Below are 846 nucleotides of genomic sequence, written 5' to 3'. Positions count from 1 at the left end.
TCTGGGTGAAAGCGAAATTCTGCGTGCGGTGGAAGTGACCATCGTGGTGCATGATGACATTATTCCGTGGCGTTATCCGGCGAAACGTGAGCTGCAGTTTGGCGAATGGCAGCGTAACGATATTCTGGCCGGCATTTTTGAACCGGCGACCATTGATATCGATCTGGCCATTCTGCTGACCAAAGCGCGTGAACATAGCGTGGCGCTGGTTGGTCCGGCAGCGGAAGAACTGTTTGATCCGGTGCCGGAACAGGACCTGTTTGAAGCGCTGAACGAAACCCTGACCCTGTGGAACAGCCCGCCGGATTGGGCGGGTGATGAACGCAACGTGGTGCTGACCCTGAGCCGTATTTGGTATAGCGCGGTGACCGGCAAAATTGCGCCGAAAGATGTGGCGGCGGATTGGGCCATGGAACGTCTGCCGGCGCAGTATCAGCCGGTGATTCTGGAAGCGCGTCAGGCGTATCTGGGCCAGGAAGAAGATCGTCTGGCCAGCCGTGCGGATCAGCTGGAAGAATTTGTGCATTACGTGAAAGGCGAAATTACCAAAGTGGTGGGTAAATAATAACTGTCAGACCAAGTTTACTCATATATACTTTAGATTGATTTAAAACTTCATTTTTAATTTAAAAGGATCTAGGTGAAGATCCTTTTTGATAATCTCATGACCAAAATCCCTTAACGTGAGTTTTCGTTCCACTGAGCGTCAGACCCCGTAGAAAAGATCAAAGGATCTTCTTGAGATCCTTTTTTTCTGCGCGTAATCTGCTGCTTGCAAACAAAAAAACCACCGCTACCAGCGGTGGTTTGTTTGCCGGATCAAGAGCTACCAACTCTTTTTCCGAA

General features: G+C 50.0%; 1 protein-coding gene. It reads left to right on the top strand.

All coding sequences use genetic code 11. From position 1 onward, the window contains the following. Positions 1 to 565 (top strand): aminoglycoside adenylyltransferase family protein (locus DU29_RS0128550; protein ID WP_028624758.1); only part of this gene is annotated, 565 nt, incomplete at its 5' end. Positions 566 to 846 lie beyond the last annotated feature (281 nt).

Origin of the sequence: Pseudomonas sp. Ant30-3 (assembly GCF_000690905.1) — a bacterium.
GTDB lineage: Bacteria > Pseudomonadota > Gammaproteobacteria > Pseudomonadales > Pseudomonadaceae > Aquipseudomonas.
Note: the sequence above shows the minus strand (reverse complement) of the source record. Positions and strands in the feature narration are given on the sequence as shown.